This window comes from Variovorax sp. W1I1 (assembly GCF_030815625.1).
Classification (GTDB): Bacteria; Pseudomonadota; Gammaproteobacteria; order Burkholderiales; family Burkholderiaceae_C; genus Variovorax; species Variovorax paradoxus_C.
On record NZ_JAUSWZ010000001.1, the window covers coordinates 1,776,369 to 1,797,936 of the forward strand.

The window sequence follows — 21,568 nt, forward strand, 5'->3', positions numbered from 1 at the left end:
CTCCGTGACAGCTGGTTGCAAGCTTGGCTCAGTGTTTTCCTCAGAGGTCGGTGGCGTGAAAATGGCTAGAGTGAAGGCGGCCGTTCAGGCTTTTGCCAAGCAAACATCAAGGAAATTTCATGAGCAAGAAAGTTGCATATGTCACCGGGGGCATGGGTGGCATCGGAACAGCCATCTGCCAACGTCTGCACAGAGACGGATTCACCGTGGTCGCCGGTTGCGGCCCCACACGCGACCATGCCAAGTGGCTCGCCGAACAGAAAGCCGAAGGCTTCGAGTTCCACGCCTCGGTCGGCAATGTCGGCGACTGGCAATCCACCGTCGAGGCTTTTTCCGCCGCCAAGGCGGCGCATGGCCCCATCGACGTGCTGGTCAACAACGCCGGCATCACGCGCGACCGCATGTTCCTCAAGATGACCCCCGAGGACTGGAGCGCGGTGATCGAGACCAACCTCAACAGCATGTTCAACGTCACCAAGCAGGTGGTGGGCGACATGGTGGAAAAGGGCTGGGGCCGCATCATCAACATCAGCTCGGTCAACGGCGCCAAGGGCCAGGCGGGCCAGACCAACTATTCGGCCGCCAAGGCCGGCATGCACGGCTTCACGATGGCGCTGGCGCAGGAGCTGGCCAACAAGGGCGTGACGGTCAACACCGTGAGCCCGGGCTACATCGGCACCGACATGGTCAAGGCCATCCGCCAGGAAGTGCTCGACAAGATCGTGGCCACCATCCCGGTCAAGCGCCTGGGTGAGCCAAGCGAAATCGCCTCGATCATTTCGTGGCTGGCCACGGACGAAGGCGGCTACTCCACCGGGGCCGACTTCTCGGTCAACGGCGGCCTCCACATGCATTGAGCATGCTGACCGCAACCTGATGAAAGAACCCGCTTCGGCGGGTTTTTTTGTTCCTGCGATGTGGCTTTTACGAATGGAAAACACCCGATACGAGCCTACAGTTCTCAACCCTTCCGGAGGCAAGTCATGGAACACACAACAAACACATCCGCCAAGAAGCTCCCGCTCTACCGCTCCCTCTATGTGCAGGTGATCACCGCGGTGATCATCGGCGTGCTTCTGGGTTATTTCTACCCGGCAATCGGGGAGAGCATGAAACCGCTGGGCGACGGCTTCATCAAGCTCATCAAGATGATCATCGCGCCGATCATCTTCTGCACCGTGGTGGTCGGAATCGCCGGCATGGAAGACATGAAGAAGGTCGGCAAGACCGGCGGCCTCGCACTCCTGTACTTCGAGGTCGTGAGCTCCATCGCGCTGGTGGTCGGCCTCGTGCTGGTCAACGTGCTCAAGCCCGGCGCCGGCATGAACATCGATGCGGCCACGCTCGACACCAAGGCCATCGCCGCCTACACCGGCCCGGGCAAGATGACCGGCACGGTCGACTTTCTGCTCAACATCATTCCCAGCACCATCGTCGATGCCTTCGCCAAGGGCGAGATCCTGCAGGTGCTCCTGATCGCGGTGCTGTTCGGCTTTGCCCTGCACCGCTTCGGCGGCCGCGGCACGCTGGTGTTCGACGTGATCGAGAAAGGCTCGCACGTGCTCTTCGTGATCGTCGGCTACATCATGAAGCTCGCACCCATCGGTGCGTTCGGCGCCATGGCTTTTACGATCGGCAAGTACGGCGTGGGGAGCCTCTTCTCGCTGGGCAAGCTGATGGGCACGTTCTATCTCACCTGCCTCCTGTTCATCTTCGTGGTGCTCGGGCTCATTGCGCGATTCCACGGTTTCAGCATCTGGAAGTTCATCAAGTACATCAAGGAAGAACTCCTGATCGTGCTGGGCACGTCCTCCAGCGAATCGGTGCTGCCGCGCATGATGGAAAAGATGGAGAACCTGGGCGCGAACAAGACCTGCGTGGGCCTCGTGATCCCGACCGGCTACTCGTTCAACCTGGACGGCACGTCGATCTACCTCACGATGGCCGCGGTGTTCATCGCGCAGGCGACCAACACGCCGATGACGCTGGTGCAGGAGATCACGCTGCTCGCGGTGCTGCTGCTCACCTCGAAGGGCGCGGCGGGCGTCACCGGCAGCGGCTTCATCGTGCTGGCTGCGACGCTCTCGGCCGTGGGCCACGTGCCGGTGGCGGGGCTCGCGCTCATCCTGGGCATCGACCGCTTCATGTCGGAAGCCCGCGCGCTGACCAACCTGATCGGCAACGGCGTGGCGACCATCGTGGTGGCCAAGTGGACCAACGAGCTCGACATGAATCGCCTGCAGGCGGGCCTGAACAACGAGAGCTGGGTCGAATCGCAAGAGCCCGAAGTGCTGGAAGGCGCCCGCGACAGCAAGATGGCCGGCTGAGGCTCTTGTCTTGCTCCCTCTCCCGCAAACGGGAGAGGGAGCAAGACCGAAGGCCGGTCAGAGGGCATTGACATGAAGGGCCACCCCTCGTTCCTGCAAAATGCAGCGATGCCGCACAGCGTTTCCCTCATCAACACCATTGCCGCCGGCCTCGGCCTCGCGCTGGTGTTCGGTTTCCTGGCAGCCAAGCTGCGGCTGCCGGCCCTCGTGGGGTACCTCCTCGCGGGCGTGATCATCGGCCCCTTCACTCCCGGCTTCGTGGCCGACGCAAGCATCGCCGCGCAGCTCGCCGAAATCGGCGTCATGTTGCTGATGTTCGGCGTCGGCCTTCACTTTTCCCTCGACGACCTCCTGGCCGTGCGCAAGATCGCGCTGCCCGGCGCACTGGCGCAGATCGCTGTCGCCACGCTGCTGGGCGGTGGCCTTGCGATGTGGTGGGGCTGGAGCCCCGGCGCCGCACTCGTGTTCGGCCTCGCGCTCTCGGTGGCCAGCACGGTCGTGCTGCTGCGCGCGCTCGAGAGCCTGGGCATCCTGGATTCATTCACCGGCCGCATCGCCATCGGCTGGCTCGTCGTCGAAGACCTCGCCATGGTGCTCGTGCTGGTGCTCATGCCGCCGCTGGCAGGCGCGCTCGGCGGCACCCCCGACAACGGCGGCGGCCCCGCGGACCCGCTCTGGCAGACCCTCGGCCTCACGCTCTTGCAGGTCGGCGGCTTCGTCGCGCTGATGCTCGTGGTGGGCCGGCGCGTGTTCCCGTGGATCCTCTGGCAGGTCACGCGTACCGGTTCCCGCGAGCTCTTCACGCTGTGCGTGGTGGCCGCCGCCGTGAGCATCGCCTTCGCCTCGGCGGCGCTCTTCGGCGTGTCGTTCGCGCTCGGTGCCTTCTTTGCCGGCATGGTCATGCGCGAGTCGCAGTTCAGCCACCGTGCCGCGCAGGAATCGCTGCCGTTGCGCGATGCCTTCGCGGTGCTGTTCTTCGTGTCGGTGGGCATGTTGTTCGACCCCTCGGTGCTCATCGACCGCCCTCTGCAGGTGCTCGCGGTGGTCCTGGTGATCGTGCTGGGCAAGTCGCTCGCGGCCTGCGCGCTGGTGCTGGTGTTCCGCTACCCGCTGGCCACGGCGCTCACGGTGAGCGCGAGCCTGGCGCAGATCGGCGAGTTCTCTTTCATCCTGGCGGGGCTGGGCGTGTCGCTCGGCCTGCTGCCGGTCGAGGGGCAGAGCCTGGTGCTCGCGGGCGCGCTCATTTCCATTGCGACCAACCCGCTGTGGTTCAGCCTCATCGCGCCGATGCAGAAGTGGCTCCATGCCCACTCCTCATTCGCACGCAAGCTCGAATCGCGCAGCGACCCACTGGCGGAACTGCCGATGACCACCGAAGCGAAGTACCTCTCCAAGCAGGTGGTGCTGGTCGGCTATGGCCGCGTCGGGCGCCGCATCGCGGCCGAACTCGAGGCGAACGACATTCCCTACGTGGTGGCCGAGCAGAACCGCGAGCTGGTCGAGAAGCTGCGCGAGGGCGGCATCGCCGCCGTGTGGGGCGATGCGGCGGACCCGGCCGTGCTTATCCAGGCGCACATCGCGCGCGCCCGCGTGCTGGTGGTGGCCACGCCCGACACCCTGAACGTGCGCCAGATGATCGAGACCGCGCGCACGCTCAACCCGGCGATCCAGACCGTGATCCGCAGCCACAACGAGCAGGAGGCCGCGCTGCTCAAGCAGGAAACGGCCGTCACGGTCTTCCTCGGCGAGCAGGAACTCGCCCAGGCCATGGCGCGCGACGTCGTGCAGCGCGCGGCGTCGATGACCATGCCGGCTTGAAGTCCGAAGGGCGGGCGCCGTTTCAGAGATCTTCGATGACCAGCGTGCGGTAGCGCTGCGCGATGGAATAGGGCACGGTACGCACCAGTTCCATCATCTGATTCGCTGCCGCTTCGTCCTTTGTCTTCACAAGGAGGCCCGTGTGGCCTTCGCGCGCCAGCTTGGTGTAAGCGCGCACGGTGGCCGCATCGGTGCCGGCGGAGGGCAGCGGGTTGTCCGAGTCGCTGACGGTCGGCGAGATTTCTCGCAGCACCGTTTCGGCGTCGATCAAGTAGACCTCGTCGCCGCTCACGCCGTTTTCGATCAACCGATGGCCGATGCGGTCGGCGTCGTCGGCGCTCGGGAACATCACCATCGAATAGCCGCTCGGATAGAACGCGCCGCCGATGGTGGCGCGCATGTTGGACTCCAGAATGAAGTGCTTCATGTTGCCTCCGGGTTCTTTCGTGAGGAAGGTCTCTGCAGACAACACTAGTTCGCGCCACTGGCGAGCTCTGTAGGAGAAGCCCGGAAGCTGTCAACCGCGCTCTTCGCCCATTCATTGACAGAAAACCCGCTGCATGAACCGTCTTTCCATGTCCCCATCACGAAACATCGCGCTCACCGTCCACGAACTGGAAGCGGGCGAGTTCTATTGGGTGCTCATGGAGGAAGCGGCCGACGGCGATGCGGCTGAAAACGACCGGCGCCATGTCTACGTGCCGCTGGAGGCGGCGCACGATCCCTACGCCAGCTATTCGAACGCGCTGGTCGCCGGTGTCGCGGTGATGCGGCGGCTCTTCGGCTCGGAAGGAAAAACCGCCTGAGCCTCCAGGGACCACGGGGCGCCGGCCTCGCCCGGGGCGCTCCCTATAATTCCGGCCGTCGAGTTTTGTAATCTTTTATTAGCAAACTCGCACGGTTCGAAGGTGCCCCGCATGCCATTCCGTGGCTTGGGGGTTAAACGGGAAGCAGGTGCGCTGCGTCTTCACGGACGCATCCATTCCTGCGCTGCCCCCGCAACGGTCAGCGGATCTGGAAAACCTCGCGTCGATGTCTCTCTTCTTTCGAGCATCGGCAGCCACTGCGCTTTTGCGTGGGAAGGCGAGGGTTTCGGCTTCGATGCGCACGCACAGTGCCATCGGCGCGCTCCGCAAGCCCGGATACCGGCCTTCGCAACCGCTTTCGGACGCTGCGGGAGTGCGGGTCCGGGCATGCCGTTTCGCCCTCTGCGCGAACCGGCCCGCCCTCAGCCGCCTCCCTCGACGTCCTCATTCGGTCGGGAGCCTGCGGGGACGCAGGTCGCAGGAGAAGTCACATGGGTCAAGCATCGCCGGCGCGCGGTCGCACGGTTGCGCCGTTGCCGCAGCTGCCGCAATCGGCGCAATTGCAATGGGCACGCCTTTCACGTCTTTCTTTGGGCGTGGGACTGGCCTTCGGCGCAGGCAGCGCGCTGGGCCAGCCGGCCGGAGCGACAAACAGCGGCAACAACAACAGCCTCACACCCGTGCAGGTAGACGCCAGCCGGCACACGCCGCTCGCGATGGACGAGCCGACCCAGACCGGCAGCCGCCTCGGCCTCACGCCGCTGGAAACGCCCGCGAGCATCGAGGTGCTGACGGGCGACACCATCCGCGCACGCGGCGATGTTTCGGTGGTCGAAGCGGTGACCCGCGCCACCGGCATCACCGGCTCGCCCGGCCCCGGCAACGGCGGCACGGCCCTGGCGGCCCGCGGCTTCACCGGCCACGGCTCGGCGATGCAGCTTTTCGACGGCACGCGCCTCTATGCGGGTGCCGGCACCGTCACCTTTCCGTTCGATACCTGGTCGGTCGATCGCATCGAGGTACTGCGCGGCGCGGCGTCGGTGATGTTCGGTGAAGGCGCCATCGGCGGCGCGATCAACGTCGTGCCCAAGAAGCCCACGCGCGGCCCGATCCAGAACGAGGCGCTCGTCACGGCGGGCTCCGACGCGACGCGTCAGGTCGCCTTCGGCAGCGGCGGGGCGATCAACGACATGCTTTCCTATCGCTTCGACATCAGCCACCGCAAGACCGACGGCTTCATGGTGCGCGGCGATGCCGAGAGCCTGGCCGTGGGCGGCGCGGTGCGGCTCGATGTGTCGCCGCAGCTGCAATTCACGCTCTCGCACGACGAGGGCCGCCAGTCGCCACAGCGCTACTACGGCGTGCCGCTCATCAACGGCCGCGTGAGCAGCCTCACCCGCGAGCAGAACTACAACCCCGACGACGCCGAGATCAAGTATCGCGACCGCTGGACCCGCTTCGATGCCCAATGGACACCCAGCGAGGCCGTCACCGTGCGCAACCAGCTCTACCACCTGGACAGCAAGCGCCACTGGCGCAACAGCGAGACCTATACCTACAACGCCACCACGCGCCGCGTGACGCGCGGCGACTACCTGGAAATCGGCCATGACCAGGAGCAGATCGGCAACCGCACCGACGCCACCTTCAAGCACTCGCTGTTCGGCCTGAAGAACCAGGTGCTGGTGGGTTTCGATGCGAACCGCATCGACTTCCAGCACACCAACGATTCGCCGTACGGCGGCCGCTCGGTGGTCGACCCGTTCGTCTTCAACCCCGGCTACTACGCCTCGCCCGTGGCCTATACGCCGCGCTACAAGACCAAGACCAGCACCTACGCCTTCTTCGCCGAAGACAAGCTGGCCTTCAACGAACAGTGGTCGGTGGTCGGTAGCCTGCGCTGGGACCGCGCGAAGGTCGTGCGCACCGACCTGCAGAACGCCGCCAACAACCTCCAGAAGACCTTTGAGTACGCCACTGGCCGCCTCGGCGTGGTGTATGCGCCCGATGCCTCGCAGTCGTTCTACGCCCAGGTGGCGCGCGCGGCCGATCCGTTGACCTCGGTGATCAGCACATCGGCCACGCAGGCTCCGTTCGAGTTGAGCACCGGCAAGCAGGTCGAGATCGGCTACAAGCGCCAACTGGCCGAAGGCCGCGGCGCCTGGTCCATCGCGGCCTACCGCCTCGAGAAGGACAAGCTGCTCTCGCGTTCCGCGAGCGACCCCGCCGTCAACCAGCAGGTCGGCAAGCAGTCGTCCGAAGGCATCGAGGCCACGCTCGATCTGGCGCTGACCTCCACGCTCAGGCTCGAAGCCAACATCGCCAAGCTCCGTGCGCGCTACGACGACTTCAACGAGGTCGTCGGCGGCCGCGTGATCTCGCGCGCCGGCAACACGCCGTTCGGCGTGCCCGAAGAGGCCGCGAACCTCGACCTCAATTGGCGCTTCCTGCCCCAGTGGGAGGCCGATTTCGGTGTGCGCTACGTCGGCTCGCGCCAGGTCGATGCGGCCAACTCGCGCAAGATCGGCTCCTACACCGTGGTCGATGCGGGCGTGAGCTGGCAGGCCAACCCGTCACTCAAGCTCGCGTTCCGCGCCTACAACCTGGCCAATCGCACGTACCCGCTGTCGTTCTCGAACAGCGGCAACCAGTGGCTGCTGGGCCGGCCGCGCTCGGTCGAAGTCTCGGCGCTGGTGAAGTTCTGAGTACCCAGGCGCCCATGTCCCCCACGAAGCCGCATCACCAAGGCGTCTGGCGCCGCGCCTGGCCGCGGGTTCGCCACTGGCTCTACTGGACCCACCGGTGGCTGGGCATCGGCGGCTGCCTGCTGTTCGTGATGTGGTTCGTCACCGGCGTGGTGATGATGTACGTGGGCTATCCCTCGCTCACCGAGCCGGAGCGGCTCGCGGGCCTGGCGCCGCTGAAGTTCGAGCAGGCGGTCGTCGCGCCTTCGGCGGCGCTCGATGCCTTGCCGGCCGCAGCACGCACACAGCCGCCACGGCGCATCGCGCTGGAGATGCGGCAGGACGCGCCCGATGCCGGCCCGGTGTGGCGCATCGTCGATGCGCGCGGCGAGCGCTTCGCCGTCTCGGCCCGCGACGGCCAACTGCTGGGGCCGGTCGATGCCGCCCGCGCCGAGGCCATTGCGCGCGGCTTCTCGCGCCAGAGCGGCGCACATTGGGCCGAGACACTGGACCGCGACCAGTGGACCGTGCCGCAGGGCCTGAACCCGCTGCGCCCGCTGCACCGCATCGAACTCGGCGACGTCGCCGGCACCGAGCTCTATGTGTCCTCGCGCACCGGCGAGGTGGTACGCGACACCACGCGCTCCGAGCGCTTCTGGAACTGGCTCGGCTCGGTGCCGCACTGGATCTACTTCACGCCGATTCGCGCCGATCCGCCGCTGTGGCACGACGTGGTGGTGTGGCTGTCGGCCGCCTGCATCGTCTCGGCGGTCACGGGCATCGTGATTGGCATCCTGCGCGTTCGCCTGCGCCGGCGTTTTCGCAACGGTGCCGTCACGCCCTACACCGGCTGGATGGCCTGGCACCACATCGCCGGGCTGATCGGCGGCTTCTTCGTGCTGACCTGGATCGTGAGCGGCTGGCTGTCGATGAACCCGAACGGCTGGTTCGAGCGCAACCCGGTCGATGCCGCCGCGATGGCGCGCTACACCGGTGCGGGCGCATCGCCGGTTCCGTGGCCGATGGCGGTGCAGCCCGTGGAGGAGGGCGCCGAGGCCCCGCGCGAAGCGCTCCTGCTGTGGTTCGACGGCAAGCCGTTCTGGCAATTGCGCGACGCACAGGCGCGCACGCGTGTGGTCGATGCCGTCACCGGCACGCCCGCCGCCATCGGCCGCGACGACATCGTGCGCGCCGCCGCCCGCCTGCGCCCCGGCGCTTCCATCGCCGAGGCCACCCTGCTGACGCGTGAAGATTTCCACTGGTACGGCCACCACCGCGACCGCGTCGTGCCGGTATGGCGCCTCGCGTTCGGCGATGCTGCGCACAGCTGGGTCTACATCGACCCGGCGAGCGGCCAGGTCGCGGGCAGCAGCAACCGCAACACCCGGCTGAACCGCTGGCTCTTCAACGCGGCGCACAGCCTCGACTTTCCATGGCTCATCCACTACCGCCCCGCCTGGGACATCGTCGTCTGGCTTCTGTCGATCATCGGTGCCGTCGCCTCGGCGAGCGGCGTGGTGATCGGCTGGCGGCGGCTGAGGCGCAAGCCCAAGGCGCCGGCGGTGCCGGCGGCGCGGCGCGCGCTCCAGCGGTCGTGACGGCGCTTGCGTGATCCACCCCATCCACCAACAATCAACTTTCGCACTGCGGTGCACTACAGGAGGTGCTCGATGCACATCGAACCAGGTCTAGTCGACGGATCCAAGATTTTCCTCAGCTACGCGACAGCCGCCGCCGCGCTGGCCTACACGGGCAAGGTCGCCTTCGACACCGTCTTGAAGGACGGCATCGCCGCCCTGGCGCTGCGCTCGGCCATTGCCGTGGCGCTGGTGTTCTGCTTCTTCGAAGTGCTGCCGCATCACCCCGTGGGCGTCTCCGAGGTGCACCTGATCCTCGGCACGACGCTGCTGCTGGTGTTCGGGCTCGCGCCGGCAGCCATTGGCCTCGCGGGCGGGCTGCTGATCCAGAGCCTGTTCTTCGAGCCGCAAGACCTGCCGCAGTTCGGCATGAACGTCACCACCTTGCTGGTACCCCTGTTCGCGACGGCGGCCCTGGCGCAGCGCATCATTCCCAAGAACGTGGCCTACGTGGACCTGAGCTACCAGCAGGCCTTCAAGCTGTCGGTGGCCTACCAGGGCGGCATCGTGGTCTGGGTCGGCTTCTGGGCGCTCTACGGACGTGGCACGGGCCTCGAGAACCTGGGCCAGATCGCCAGCTTCGGCGCGGCCTACATGACCGTCGTGCTCGTCGAACCGCTGGTCGACCTGGGCGTGCTGGCTGCCGCCAAGGGCTGGCGCCGGCTGCAGGGCACGGTCTTCGTCGAGCGCCGCCTGTACGGCGGCGTCTGACTCGAATCTCTCCATCGCCACGCGTCCGCGCCGGCAGTTCCCTCGCGGCGCGCTGCGGCGTGCCGCCATCCATCTTCGCGCCCAGGCGCTTGAACGCATCCATTCCATGACACAGAGCAACGCCAAGATCCCCGTCACCATCGTCACGGGCTTCCTCGGCAGCGGCAAGACCACGCTGCTGCGCCACATCCTCGGCAACGCCGAAGGCCGCCGCATCGCGGTGATCGTCAACGAGTTCGGCGAGCTCGGCATCGATGGCGAAATCCTCCGCGGCTGCGGCATCGGCTGCGACGATGAAGGCAACGAGCGCGAAGGCGCGCTGTACGAGCTGGCCAACGGCTGCGTCTGCTGCACCGTGCAGGAAGAGTTTCTGCCCGTGATGCTGCAGCTGGCCGAGCGCCGCGGCGACATCGACGCGGTGATCATCGAGACCTCGGGCCTCGCGCTGCCCAAGCCGTTGGTGCAGGCCTTCCAGTGGCCGGACATCGCGAACATCTTCACCGTCGATTCGGTGGTCACCGTGGTCGACGGCCCGGCGGCCGCCTCGGGCCAGTTCGCCGCGAACCCCGAAGCCGTCGACGAAGCGCGCCGCGCCGATCCCAACCTCGATCACGAATCGCCGCTGCACGAACTCTTCGAAGACCAGCTCTCGGCCGCCGACCTCGTGGTGCTCAACAAGACCGACCTGATGGACGACGCCACGCGCGCGCAGGTCGAGGCGCTGGTGCGCGAAGAGCTGCCGCCCGAGGTGAAGATCGTCGCCGCCACCGAAGGCAAGCTGCCGCTCGCGCTGCTGCTGGGCCAGGGCCGGGCGGCCGAAACCACGATCCACCTGCGCGAGAGCCACCACGACCACGAGGAAGACCACGACCACGACGAGTTCGACTCGCTCGTGATCGACCTGCCGCCGGTGGACCGCGACGTTCTCCTGGCCGCGCTCGCCGCGCTGGTAGAGCAGCACACCATCTACCGCGTGAAGGGCTTCGTCGCGATTCCGGGCAAGCCGATGCGCCTGTTGGTGCAAGGCGTGGGCCGCCGCTTCGACCACCACTTCGACCGCCGCTGGCGCGACGACGAAGCGCAGCGCACGCGCCTCGTGTTCATCGGCGAAGACCTGGACGAAGGCGCGCTGCGCAAGGCGCTCGAAGGCGTGGCTGCCGTGCCAGCCTGACCCCATGCACTTGCTGAGCACCCAGCCCGGACGCTTCGTCGAAGACGACAGCGTCGTCACCCGGCTCGACCAGACGCCGGGCGATATCGTGGTGCTCAGTTCCGCCGACACCACGCTCGCGCTGCTCGCCGCCGCGCGCACGGCGCTCGCTGCCACCGACCCCGGCTACCCGTCGCTGCGGCTGGCCAACCTCATGTACCTGCGCCAGCCGGCTTCGCTCGACCTGTACGTCGACGAGGTGCTGCAGCATGCGCGCGTGGTGGTGGTCGATCACCTGGGTGCCGAATCGGCCTGGGCCTACGGGTTGCAGCAACTGGAGAAGCTGGCCAAGCGCAAGGGCCAGCAGCTCGCGATGTTCTCGGGCGATCTGCAGGAAGACGAAGACCTGCTCGCGCGCGGCACGGTGCCGCGTGCGGTCGGTCGCCAGCTCTGGCAGTACATGCGCGCGGGCGGTTCGGGCAACGCGATGCAGTTCCTGCGCGCGGTGGCCTTCCATGGCCTCGGCCACGGCGAGGCGCCGCTGCCGCCGCGCAGCCTGCCGCAAGTCGCGCTGCATGTGCCGCGCGGCATCGATGCGGCGCACACCGTGGCCGGCATCGACGACCTGCGCGCCGGATGGCATGCGGATGCGCCGGTGGTGGCGCTGGTGTTCTATCGATCTCACTTGCTGTCGGGCAATACGGCAGCTTTCGATGCGCTCGCTGCCGCGCTGCATGCCGAAGGATTGAACCCGCTCCCGGTCGCGCTCGATTCGCTGAAAGACCCGCTGTGCCTGTCCGCATTTCGCGGCCTGTGCAGCGAGCACGATGTGCAGCTCGTGCTCAACACCACCGCCTTCGCCGCGCTCGGGCAGGGCGCGCAGGACGATGCAGGCGAAGCCCTCGCACTGGGCGGCGATGCGCCGGTGCTCCAAGTGATCGTGAGCGGCGGCAATCGCGAAGACTGGCTGGCGGACAGCCAGGGCCTGCGCCCGCGCGACATCGCGATGCAGATCGCGCTGCCCGAAATGGACGGCCGCATCATCACGCGCGCCGTGAGCTTCAAGGGCCTCTCGCACCGCTGCGAACTCACGCAGACCGAGGTGGTGAGCTACCAGCCCGAGCCGGACCGCATCGCCTTCGTGGCCGAGTTGGCGCGCCGCTGGTGTCGCCTTCGCAGCCTGCCGGTGGCCGACAAGCGCATCGCGCTGATCCTCGCGAACTACCCGGGCAGCGAAGGTCGCATCGGCAGTGGCGTGGGGCTCGACACGCCGGCTTCGGTGATCGCGATCCTGCGCGCGATGCAAGCCGAGGGCTATGTGCTCGGTGATGCCATCCCCACCGATGGCGATGCGCTGATGCAGAAGCTGCAGGAAGGCATTGCGAACGACCCTGCCCAATGGTCCGCACGCCCCGCCTGGCAGAGCTACGCGCTCGCCGACTACCGCGCGCGGCTCGCGGCCTTGCCCGAAGGCATGGCCGAAGCCATCGATGCGCGCTGGGGCACGCCCGAGCAGGACCCGATGCTGCGGCAAGACCGCTTCATGATCGCCGGGCTTCGTCTGGGCCGCGTGTTCGTCGGCATCCAGCCCGCACGCGCACTCGGCACGCTGGGCGCTGCGGACTACGCGAGCTACCACGACGCCGAACTCGTGCCGCCGCACAGCTACCTCGCTTTCTATTTCTGGCTGCGCGATGTGTTCGCCATCGACGCGGTCGTGCATGTCGGCAAGCATGGCAACCTCGAATGGCTGCCGGGCAAGAGCATCGCGCTATCGCAGACCTGCTGGCCCGATGCGATCCTCGGGCCGCTGCCGAACGTCTACCCGTTCATCGTCAACGACCCGGGCGAGGGCGCGCAGGCCAAGCGGCGCACGCAGGCGGTGATCGTCGATCACCTGATGCCGCCGCTCACGCGCGCCGAGAACCACGGCCCGCTGCAGGATCTGGAGCGCCAGGTGGACGAGTACTACGACGCGCTGCTGGTCGATGCGCGGCGCGCAAAGGTGCTGCGCGCGCAGATCCTCGCGGCCGTGCGGGCGCAGCACCTAGTCGAGGAACTGGGCATTCCGGGCGTGGAAGACGACGCGGTGCTGGCGCGCGTCGATGCGTACCTGTGCGAGCTGAAGGAAACGCAGATCCGCGACGGACTGCATGTGTTCGGCGCCTCGCCACAGGCGCGGCTGCGGCGCGACACGCTGCTCGCGCTCGCACGGTATCCATCCGCGGACGGCACGGGTGCGAATGCCGGTCTGTTGGGCGCGCTGGCGCAAGACCTGCTGCCGGGCGAAGCCTTCGACCCGCTCGACATCGATGCGGCCAAGCCGTGGCAGGGCACGCGGCCTGAGTTGCTGCAATCGGTGAGCGCCGACGCATGGCGGCATCACGGCGACACGCGCGAGCGGCTGGAGCTTCTCGCACAGCGCCTGCTGCAAGAGAACGCCTGCCCGTCCGACATGCCGCACACCGCTGCCGTGATGGGCCGTATCGAACGAAGTCTCGCGCCCGCGCTCGACGCCTGCGGCCCGCACGAATTGCATCAGCTTTCGCGCGCGTTGCAAGGCCGTTTCGTCCCCCCCGGCCCAAGCGGTTCCCCCTCGCGCGGCCGCCCCGATGTGCTGCCGACCGGCCGCAACTTCTACGCGGTCGATACGCGTGCCATCCCCACGCCGACTGCCTGGATGCTCGGCCTCGAGTCCGCCGCGCAACTGGTCGAGCGCCATCTGCAGGAGCACGGCGATTACCCCGTGGCGCTGGGCCTGTCGGTCTGGGGCACGGCCACCATGCGCACCGGCGGCGACGATCTCGCGCAGGCCTTCGCGCTGATCGGCGTGCGGCCCAAGTGGGCACCGGGCAGCCAGCGCGTGGTCGATTTCGAGGTGCTGCCTACGGTGGGCCTTGGGCGTCCGCGCATCGACGTGACGCTGCGTATCTCTGGGTTTTTTCGCGATGCCTTTCCCAACGCCGTGCAGATGTTCGATGCCGCAGTGCAGGCCATCGCATCGCAGGAAGACGAGGACGCTGAGCGCAACCCGATCCGTGCACGCATCCTGCGGGAAGCGGCCGCGCTCGAAGCAGAAGGTTCGACCGCCGAAGACGCGCGCACCCAAGCCGGCTGGCGCGTGTTCGGCTCCGCGCCCGGCAGCTACGGCTCCGGCCTGCAGCCGCTCTTCGACCACGGCGACTGGCAGACCGACAACGACCTCTCCAACGCCTACGTCGGCGGTAGCGCGCACGCGTACGGGCAGGGCAGCGACGGCGTGCCCGCAACCGATGCGCTCGTGCGGCGCCTGCGCACCATGAACGTCGTCCTGCAGAACCAGGACAGCCGCGAGCACGACCTGCTCGACTCCAATGACTACTACCAGTTCCAGGGCGGCATGGCCGCCGCCGTGCGCCACCTGAGCGGCCAGCAGCCCGCGATGTACCACGGCGACCACGGCAACCCGCAGGCGCCGCGCGTGCGCACGTTGAAGGAAGAAATAAGCCGTGTGATCCGCGCGCGCGTGGTCAACCCGAAGTGGATCGATGGTGTCAAGCGCCACGGCTACAAGGGCGCCTTCGAGATGGCGGCGACGGTCGATTACCTCTTCGGCTTCGACGCCACCGCGCGCGTGGTCGGCGACCACCAGTACGCGATGGTGGCCGACGCCTACGTGCTCGACGCCGACACCCGCGACTTCGTGAACCAACACAATCCGCGCGCGCTGCACGACATGCTGAGTCGTTTGCTCGAAGCCATGCAGCGCGGCCTCTGGCAGTCGCCCGGCGACTACCAGACCCAACTCGAAAACCTGCTGCTCGACCACGAGCAGCAGATGGAAGGAACCCTCCGATGACCACTGCCGCCCCGATGCCGGTGCCTTTTCCCTTTTCCGCAATTGCGGGCCAACCGCACCTGCGGCAGGCGCTGCTGCTGGCCGCGATCGATCCCGGCCTTGGCGGCGTGTTGATCGAAGGCCCGCGCGGCACCGCCAAGACCACGGCGGCGCGTGCGCTGGCCGAGTTGCTGCCGGGCGCGCCTTTCGTCACGCTGCCGCTGGGCGCGAGCCTCGAAAGCCTCGTGGGCACGCTCGACCTGGGGCAGGCACTTGCGGGCCACGAGCTGAAGTTCGCGCCCGGCCTGCTGGCACGCGCGAACGGCGGCGTGCTGTATGTGGACGAAATCAACCTGCTGCCCGATGCGCTGATCGATTCGCTGCTCGATGCGGCGGCCAGCGGCGTCAACGTGGTCGAGCGCGACGGCATTTCGCACCGGCATGCGGCGCGCTTCGTGCTGGTCGGCACGATGAATCCGGAGGAGGGCACGCTGCGCCCGCAGTTGCTCGACCGCTTCGGCCTTTGCGTGCAGCTTCGCAACATCGAGGACGCGGCCGAGCGGCAGGCGATCGTGCGCGCGCGGCTCGCGTTCGATGTCGATCCGCAGGGCTTTCGCGCGAAGCATGCGGAGGCGGAAGCCGCGCTTGCGGCCGCGCTCGTCAAGGCGCGCGCCATCGTCGCGGATGCCTCCGCGCTGCCCTACGGCGACGACGTGCACGAAGCCGTCGGCGCGCTGTGCATCGCGTCGCAGGTCGACGGCCTGCGCGCCGATCTGGTGATGCTGCGCTCGGCGCGCGCGCTCGCGGCCTGGGAGGGCGCGGGGGCCATCACCGCCGATCACGTGCAGCGTGTAGCCGAAGCTGTGCTGCTGCATCGACGCAAGCCGGAAGCCGAAGGCGCGGCATCGGCATCGGCTCCTGTGACCCCAAACACCCAGCGCGCGCCGAACTCGAGCGGCACCGGCCAGAACAACGCAGCCGACCAGGACTGGGGCGCCATGCCGCCCGAGCCCGTCGGCATCGAACGCGTCAAGCCGCTGCGCCCGCTGATCCCTTCGCAAACCGCGCAGCAGGCCGCCCCAAAAAAAGCCTGAGCCTCCGGGACGCCGCACCCGCTGGCGCACGCCAGGGCGACTGGAGGCAGGGCAGGCAACGGGACGCATGGCACGGCGCCGCATCGCCGGGGGCCGCGCTCGACTGGCCGCGCACGCTGGCGAATCGAGGCGCCGGCACGTTGCGCGCGGAACACCTGCGCCGCCGCCCGCTGCAGGCTCGCAGCGGCGCGCTGCATTGCTTTTTGCTCGACTGCTCCGCCTCGATGCGCAACGACGGCAACCTCGCGCGCGCCAAGGGCCTGCTGCTGTCGCTGATGGAAGAGGCCTACCAGCGGCGCGACCATGTGGCGCTGCTGTGCTTTGCCGGCGAGGTGGTCGAGCTGCGCCTGCCGCCGCGCCGCGCCAGCGCCTGGAACGACGACTGGGTCGCGCCCATCGCCGCCGGCGGTGGCACGCCGCTCGCGCTCGGCGTGCAGCGCGCCGACCAGTTGCTCGCACACAGCGCGGCGCGCCAGCGCTGGCTGTGGCTGCTCACCGATGGCCGCAGCAGCGAGAGCCCGATGCGTCCCGAAGCGGCCGACTTTGCCTGCGTGGTCGACTTCGAAGCGGCGCGCGTGCCGCTGCACCGCGCGCAGCAACTCGCGGCGCGTTGGCAGGCGCGCTACCTTCCTGCCCCAGGGCGTTCTGGGTGAACCGCGGGTGTTCGCCGCGCCTTTGCCCGCATGGCATAGGGCCGGGCGCCCCCGACACGAGGTGTTTCGGGTACCTTCGCGGCATGCGCTTCAAACCCTGCTTCCTCGCCCTTGCATGGGCCCTGGCCATGCCCGCCTTCGCACAGACGACGCCGCCCGAGCCGCTGGATGCGGCCGATTGCAAGGCGCAGGAAGCGGTGCTCGAGCGCGACATGGCGCTCGCCCGCTCCCGCGGCCAGATGCTGCGCCGGCGCGAACTCGGCGACGAATTGGCCGCACTCCAGACGCGCTGCGTGGCGCTCGCGCCCGCGCAGGGCCGCGCGGCGCGCATCGAAAAACTGGAGCAGGAAATCCGCACGCTCCGCGCGGAGCTGGAGCGGGCCGAGGAACAACTGCGCAGCCTGAAGGCCGAGTCGCACTGAGGGCGACTTCTGTCAGCTCACCACGGCAGGTCGCTGAATGGCGAGGGCTTGGCGGGCGCTGCGTCGGTCGCGACGTCTTTTTCCCCTGTGTCGTCCACGGGTGCCAGCATCGTCCCGCGGCAGTTCGGTGAGCCGCAATGGCAGGGGTACTTCGATGGCGGCGAGCCGTCGTCGGCCGTCAGCGAGTAGTCGATGAACAACTCGTCGCCCGCGCTCACCGGCACGAGTGTCTGGAACTTCAGCACCATCTCGCCGGCTTCGTCGTACTCCTCGACGGCTTCGCAATTCGGTTCGCAGGCGTGGTTCAGGTGCCGGGTGCCGTTGCCGCCCTTGGCGCCGTCGATGGTCTCGTTGTTCGACAGCGTGAACAGGTAGGTGAGCTGGTCGTCCCAAGCCCTGGCGGCGATTTCCTCTTTCGTGTAGCGGCGGCCTTCGTAGAGGCCGAGAAACGCCTCCGCCGGCAGGTCGCGGGTCGCAAAGGCGCCCAGGCCGTGGATGCCGCTCGGGCCGACGCGGATGAACGGGGTGGAAGAGGTGGGCTGCTTTTGACGGGATTTCATGAGAGGGGCCGGGCGTTGACGGGTCGGTGAATGGTCAACGCCATTTCGATCTGGCGGATGACAGCCGTTGCGCCGCGCGCAGTGGCTGCATGGAAGAGCGGGCTGCCGGTGGGCTCGTCGACCAGCCGCCAGCGCGTGCCGGGGCGGGCGGCCGCGAGCGCGTCGAGCAAGCCGTGGGCCGCGGCTTCGTCGATGGCCGCGGCGTCGGGCAGCGTGTTGCCGGTGGGCGGCATGACGGCGTAGGCGACGACCGCTGCGCCGCGCGTCACGCCAAGTGCGATGGCCGCCTCGTTGTCGATGGCGTCCAGCACGGTCGGCAGTTCACGGCGCCATGTGGGGCGGGAGACCGCTGCGCAAGCCGTGTGCACGGCCGCGAGGTCGGCATGGTCGAGCGTCTTCGCTGTGACGGTGCTCTGCGCCTCGAAGCTTCCTTCCAGCACGTCGAGCGTTCTGAGTTCATCGAAGCCCGCCTGGCCGTACAGCGTACGCGCCGGGTTCTGCGCGATGACTTCGAGAAAGACGCGCTGCAGCCCCGCCTTCGACCAGGCCTCGGCCTGCGCGTCGATGAGCTGCCGCGCCAGTCCGCGGCGACGGTGCGTGCCTGCAATGCCGAAGCCCGCAAGGTAGCCGCGCAGTCCGCGCCGGCCGGCGAGCGAGATGCCGCAGGCGGTGCCGTCGGCCGTGATGACGCGGGACAGCGTCAGGTCGACCACCGCGCGCCGCAGGTGCCGCGCGAAAAGCGGCTCGTCGAAGTGGACGGGCACGAAGTAGCCCTCGTAGGCCCGGTTCCAGAGCGCCGTGAGTTCGCTGTGCGTGAAGTCCGAGGCGGATGGCGTGGTTGTCGTGGTCATGAATCGTGCGGCGGTCGAAGCGCTCAGCGCGGCGGATTGCCCAGCGAGGCGAGGCAGTTCACGATGGCGTCGGCCGCTTCGTCCAGCCGCGGGCCGGGCCGCATCATCAGGTCGAAGCGCGCCGATGCGAAGCTGCAGACGCGCCCGCGCTGGATGGCGCTCATGGCCGACCAGCCGGGCCGCGAAGCCATCGAGGAAATCTCGCCGAGCGCCGAGACCATCAGCACGTCGGGGTCGGCGCGCACCACGAATTCGGGGCTCATCTTGGGGAACGGGCCGAGCGTGCCCGGCACCGCGTTGGCGAGGCCCAGGCGCGCGAGCGTCTCGCCGATGAACGAGCTTTCGCTCGCCGCCGCCATGCCGCCGTGCACCTCGAAATAGACGCGCCGACCCTGCCAGCCGAGCGGCACGCGGGCCCGCGCGGCGTTGAGCCGCGCATCGAGCGTGCGCCAGACCGCCTCGCCCGCGCCGGGCTTGCCGGTGGCGCGCGCCACGGTTTCCATCACCCGCCGCATGTCGGCGTGGGTCTTGGCATCCAGCGCCAGCACCTTGATGCCAAGGCGCTCCAGCGGCTCGGCGACGCGGCTGCGCGGACGCACCAGCACGAGGTCGGGTTTGAGCGCGACGATGCGCTCGATATTCGCGTCGTCCATGCCGCCGACCTGCGGCAGCTTCTTCACCGACACGGGCCAGTTGGCGTGGCGGTCGACACCGACCAGCCGGTCGCACGCATCGAGCGCGCAGACCGTCTCGGTGAGCGAGGGCATCAGCGACACGATGCGCCTGGCCGGCGCCTGCAGTTCGAGCGTGGTGCCGCGGTCGTCCTCCAGGCGGATGCCGGCCGCATGCGCCGCCGAGCCGACGCCGAGCGCCACGAAGGCCGCGGCCCTGGCGATCTGGCGGACGGCGGTGGTGGCGTTGAAGAAAAGCGGCTGGCGCTGGAGCAGGGCGTTGGAGGTCATCGAGGCGGGCGTGAGCAGCCCGCTATTGTCGCGGCGTCTGCATGCGCAGGAGCCGCGCCGCCTCTTCCGCGCGCGCGTCGTCCACCTCGCGCAGCACGTTGCTCAGGTCGACCGGGCCAGTCTCGCGCACGAAGGTGCCTGAAAGCTCCGTCTCGGGCCGCAGCAGGCCGCGCTCGTAGAGCTGCCAGATCTCGTCGCCGTAGTGCGTCTTCAGCAGCGCGGGCGCGTACTGGCCGAAGAAGTTGCGCAGGTTCTCCACGTCGCGCAGCAGCATGCGCTTGGCGTGGTTGTTGCCGGCTGCGTCCACCGCCTGCGGCAGGTCGATGATCACCGGGCCGTCTTCGGCCAGCAGCACGTTGAACTCCGAGAGGTCACCGTGCACCACGCCCGCGCACAGCATGCGCATCACTTCGCGCAAAAGGCTCGCGTGGTGCAACAGGGCGTCTTCGGGCGAGAAGGCCACGTCGTTCAGGCGCGGGGCGGCGTCGCCGTTGGCGTCGGTCACCAGGTCCATCAGCAGCACGCCTTCGAGGAAGTTGTGCGGTGTCGGCACCCGCACGCCAGCGGCGGCCAGGCGGTAGAGCGCATCGACCTCGGCGCTCTGCCAGATGGCTTCGGTCACCTGCCGGCCGAACTTCGTGCCCTTGGCCATGGCGCGGGCCTCGCGCGTGTTCTTCACGCGGCGGTTCTCGGTGTAGTCGACGGCCTGGCGGAAGCTGCGCTTGTCGGCCTCCTTGTAGACCTTGGCGCAGCGCGTTTCCTCGCCGCAGCGCACGACGTAGACCATGGCTTCCTTGCCGCTCATGAGCTGGCGTACGACGGTGTCGATCAGGCCCTCGTCCACGAGGGTCTGCAGTCTTTGTGGTGTTTTCAAGTGCGCGCCTCCCGCGAAGCCGGCGAACGGGCCGAGAGGAAGGCTCTCAGGCTTTCCGTGCCGATCTGGTAGGCCCCATCATGCCTGTGCGGGACGAAGCCGAGCTGCCGGTTGATGGCGAGCATCGGTGCGTTGACCTCCGCGTTCTGCGTGACGGCCATCACCACCTCGGGGTGGCGCTCGCGCACCAGTTGCAGCATCAACGCCTTCACGCCCTTGGCCAGGCCCTTGCCGCGCCAGTTGCGGGCCACGCCCGTGAGCCGCTGGAACATGCGGTCGGGGTAGAGCTGGTTCCAGCTTGCATCGCACACCGCGGCCACCTCGCCGCCATCGAGCAGCAGCACGAGAAAGTGCTCGCCGCCGCGGCGATCGATTTCGGCATACCAGGCGCGGAAGTCTTCGAGCTCGTAGCGCATGGGCGGGCGGGAGAGACCGGTGGTGGGTGCGTCTTCGAGCAATGCCGAGAGCGGCGCCATCAGCGTGGCGAGGCGCTCGAAGGGCACGCGGCCTGCGTGGATCTCCAGGCGCAGACCGTGCGCGGGCGCGAGGGCTTCGGCGCGCCAGCGGGCAAGCGCGCCGTCGTCGAGGCCGGCGAAGGCCATGCGGTTCTCCATGCTGCGGTGCTTTTCGCTCGCACCGATGGCGGCAAGGAATGCGTGGCTCTCGGGGAGGTGAGCATTGAAAGTTGCCGTGGTTTTGCCCTGCGTATCCATCAACGCCAGCAGTTCGCGTAACAAGAGGCTGGCGATACCTTGGCGCCGGCTGAACTGCCGCACTCCACCCCAGGCATTGACGAACGGTGCATGGGCCTCGTAGTCGGATGTGGCTTCGCGGCGCAGGCCCAAGTTGATGTTGCCGAGCAGGTTGCCGTGCGCATCCCGCGCAAAGATGCGACTCACCACATGCAGCGGCGTGTACTGGCGTACGTTCTGCGCGGTGTGGGCATCGTCGGGCTGCGGTTCGCCCGGATAGTCTTCCTCGGAGCGCAGCCGCCAGTAAGCGAGGGCCTGCGCCCATTCTTCGGCGGACGCCCGCTGCGGATCGAAAACGGAAATCGAAAACTGCCGCGCATCGGCGGCACGTGTTTCAAGCATGGTTGGCCTTGATTCGAAAAAATGAACGGATCGCGCGCGGCACGACAGGCGTGCCAGCGGCGGCGTTTGAATCGGGCGGTTTGTCGCGGCAGAACGCCGCGAGGATCG

18 protein-coding genes and 1 riboswitch are annotated in these 21,568 nt (G+C 68.1%); of the genes, 12 read left to right on the forward strand and 6 right to left on the reverse strand.

Annotated features, from left to right (window positions below; translation table 11 throughout):
* Positions 1–119 precede the first annotated feature (119 nt).
* From phbB to ybaL, 3 genes are all read left to right on the forward strand, one after another.
* Positions 120–857 carry an acetoacetyl-CoA reductase gene (gene phbB / locus QFZ83_RS08420; protein WP_013542260.1) on the forward strand — a complete coding sequence of 246 codons (738 nt, stop codon included), beginning with the start codon at positions 120–122 and terminating at the stop codon, positions 855–857.
* A 126-nt stretch (positions 858–983) separates the two neighbouring features.
* Complete coding sequence (locus QFZ83_RS08425) at positions 984–2,327, forward strand: dicarboxylate/amino acid:cation symporter (RefSeq protein ID WP_013542259.1); 1,344 nt, start codon at positions 984–986, stop codon at positions 2,325–2,327.
* Positions 2,328–2,435: 108 nt separating this feature from the next.
* Positions 2,436–4,145, forward strand: coding sequence for a YbaL family putative K(+) efflux transporter (gene ybaL, locus QFZ83_RS08430; RefSeq protein WP_307512660.1), 1,710 nt, complete (start codon positions 2,436–2,438; stop codon positions 4,143–4,145).
* A gap of 22 nt (positions 4,146–4,167) precedes the next feature.
* Here ybaL and QFZ83_RS08435 read toward each other — a convergent pair whose 3' ends face one another.
* On the reverse strand, positions 4,168–4,572 hold the full coding sequence (locus QFZ83_RS08435; RefSeq protein ID WP_307504914.1) for a hypothetical protein: 405 nt from the start codon (positions 4,570–4,572) through the stop codon (positions 4,168–4,170).
* Between the two features lie 148 nt (positions 4,573–4,720).
* On the opposite strand from QFZ83_RS08435, the gene QFZ83_RS08440 reads away from it, so the two are divergent.
* The 9 genes from QFZ83_RS08440 (at position 4,721) to QFZ83_RS08480 (ending at position 17,119) form a co-directional block, all read left to right on the forward strand.
* Positions 4,721–4,951, forward strand: a complete 231-nt coding sequence (locus QFZ83_RS08440; protein WP_307504916.1) for a hypothetical protein — start codon at positions 4,721–4,723, stop codon at positions 4,949–4,951.
* A gap of 83 nt (positions 4,952–5,034) precedes the next feature.
* Positions 5,035–5,314, forward strand: a riboswitch (cobalamin riboswitch).
* 128 nt (positions 5,315–5,442) lie between these two features.
* A complete protein-coding gene (locus QFZ83_RS08445) occupies positions 5,443–7,656 on the forward strand; it encodes a TonB-dependent siderophore receptor (RefSeq protein ID WP_307504919.1) in 2,214 nt (737 codons plus the stop codon).
* Between the two features lie 14 nt (positions 7,657–7,670).
* Entirely contained in the window at positions 7,671–9,233 is a 1,563-nt protein-coding gene (locus tag QFZ83_RS08450; RefSeq protein WP_307504922.1) for a PepSY domain-containing protein, read from the forward strand.
* Positions 9,234–9,305: 72 nt separating this feature from the next.
* Positions 9,306–9,983, forward strand: a complete 678-nt coding sequence (locus QFZ83_RS08455) for an energy-coupling factor ABC transporter permease (RefSeq protein WP_307504925.1) — start codon at positions 9,306–9,308, stop codon at positions 9,981–9,983.
* A gap of 106 nt (positions 9,984–10,089) precedes the next feature.
* Positions 10,090–11,154, forward strand: coding sequence for a cobalamin biosynthesis protein CobW (cobW, locus tag QFZ83_RS08460; protein ID WP_307504928.1), 1,065 nt, complete (start codon positions 10,090–10,092; stop codon positions 11,152–11,154).
* Positions 11,155–11,158: 4 nt separating this feature from the next.
* Entirely contained in the window at positions 11,159–14,971 is a 3,813-nt protein-coding gene (gene cobN / locus QFZ83_RS08465) for a cobaltochelatase subunit CobN (protein WP_307504931.1), read from the forward strand.
* Positions 14,968–16,044: an ATP-binding protein gene (locus QFZ83_RS08470; RefSeq protein WP_307504934.1), complete on the forward strand. Its 1,077-nt coding sequence runs from the start codon at positions 14,968–14,970 to the stop codon at positions 16,042–16,044. Before cobN ends, QFZ83_RS08470 begins: the two co-directional genes overlap by 4 nt.
* Positions 16,045–16,184: 140 nt before the next feature.
* Positions 16,185–16,697 (forward strand): VWA domain-containing protein, encoded by a 513-nt coding sequence (locus QFZ83_RS08475; protein ID WP_307504939.1) that lies wholly within the window; start codon positions 16,185–16,187, stop codon positions 16,695–16,697.
* Positions 16,698–16,780: 83 nt separating this feature from the next.
* Positions 16,781–17,119 (forward strand): DUF1090 family protein, encoded by a 339-nt coding sequence (locus QFZ83_RS08480; protein WP_307504942.1) that lies wholly within the window; start codon positions 16,781–16,783, stop codon positions 17,117–17,119.
* Between the two features lie 17 nt (positions 17,120–17,136).
* On the opposite strand, the gene QFZ83_RS08485 is transcribed toward QFZ83_RS08480, so the two are convergent.
* The 5 genes from QFZ83_RS08485 to QFZ83_RS08505 are packed head-to-tail and all read right to left on the reverse strand — an operon-like array spanning position 17,137 to position 21,460.
* Positions 17,137–17,679, reverse strand: a complete 543-nt coding sequence (locus QFZ83_RS08485; protein ID WP_307504946.1) for an SET domain-containing protein — start codon at positions 17,677–17,679, stop codon at positions 17,137–17,139.
* Complete coding sequence (locus QFZ83_RS08490) at positions 17,676–18,530, reverse strand: GNAT family N-acetyltransferase (RefSeq protein ID WP_307504949.1); 855 nt, start codon at positions 18,528–18,530, stop codon at positions 17,676–17,678. The genes QFZ83_RS08485 and QFZ83_RS08490 overlap by 4 nt, the downstream gene beginning before the upstream one ends.
* Before the next feature lie 23 nt (positions 18,531–18,553).
* Positions 18,554–19,492, reverse strand: coding sequence for an ABC transporter substrate-binding protein (locus tag QFZ83_RS08495; protein ID WP_307504952.1), 939 nt, complete (start codon positions 19,490–19,492; stop codon positions 18,554–18,556).
* Between the two features lie 22 nt (positions 19,493–19,514).
* Positions 19,515–20,366, reverse strand: a complete 852-nt coding sequence (locus tag QFZ83_RS08500; RefSeq protein WP_013542244.1) for a PA4780 family RIO1-like protein kinase — start codon at positions 20,364–20,366, stop codon at positions 19,515–19,517.
* Positions 20,363–21,460 carry a GNAT family N-acetyltransferase gene (locus QFZ83_RS08505; protein ID WP_307504956.1) on the reverse strand — a complete coding sequence of 366 codons (1,098 nt, stop codon included), beginning with the start codon at positions 21,458–21,460 and terminating at the stop codon, positions 20,363–20,365. Before QFZ83_RS08505 ends, QFZ83_RS08500 begins: the two co-directional genes overlap by 4 nt.
* Positions 21,461–21,568 lie beyond the last annotated feature (108 nt).